General features: G+C 32.7%; 2 protein-coding genes. Both read left to right on the plus strand.

From position 1 onward, the window contains the following. Positions 1-55: 55 nt before the first annotated feature. Complete coding sequence (locus AB3I00_RS14545; RefSeq protein WP_368025606.1) at positions 56-211, plus strand: hypothetical protein; 156 nt, start codon at positions 56-58, stop codon at positions 209-211. 84 nt (positions 212-295) lie between these two features. Beyond that, on the plus strand, positions 296-807 hold a 512-nt coding region (locus AB3I00_RS14550; protein ID WP_368025607.1), incomplete at its 3' end, for a phage tail tip lysozyme.

Here is an 807-nt window from a genome sequence, read left to right on the forward strand (position 1 = left end):
GTATTGAAAAATAACAAATATCAAAAAAATATTTAAAAATTAGGAGGTGTTCCGCATGGGCGGAATGGATGATAATACAAACCAATTAATGTGGATTATTTATATTTTATTGATAGGTGCAGCGATTTTTGCGATATTTAAACCAGGAATGACAGATATTGGTAATTCTATACTGAATTATGTAAAAAGTTTAATCCCAGCTATTCAGTAAAAATCAATAGAGTTTAAAAATAAAAAAGACGGCAAAAAAATATTGTCGTCTTTTTTTACATACAAAAATTGGGGAGGTGATTGTGTGAAAAAAGGGTGCGGTTGTTGTTTAGGTTTGTTTTTATTCTTTCCAATTCTTCTTTTGATTTGCATTTCTAATATAGATATTTCAGAAACAACTACCGATTTTTCACCAATTACAGAACAAGAAAAAGTTGCTTATCAAGTATACAACTTTGTTCTCGAACATAAAGGATCGAAAGAATTTGCTTGTGCATGGATAGGGAATATGGAGCATGAAAGTGGACTTGATCCAACAGCAATACAAAGTCATTTAACTTTTAATTCTGCTTGGGCATATGATCCTTCTTGCAATGGATATGCGTTTGGATTGGCACAGTGGGATGGTGGCAGACGGGTGAATTTATTGAATTTTGCAAAAGGACAAGCGAAAGATTGGAAAACTACAGAAGTTCAATTGATATATGCATGGGAACATGATGGATCAGATAGCCAATTATTGCGAAATATGTCTACAGCTACTGATTTATCACAATTAACAATTGATCTATTGATGAATTGGGAACGAGCTGGAAC

The sequence above is a fragment of the Enterococcus sp. C76 genome (genome assembly GCF_040886985.1).
In the GTDB taxonomy this organism is placed as follows: Bacteria; Bacillota; Bacilli; order Lactobacillales; family Enterococcaceae; genus Enterococcus_B; species Enterococcus_B lactis.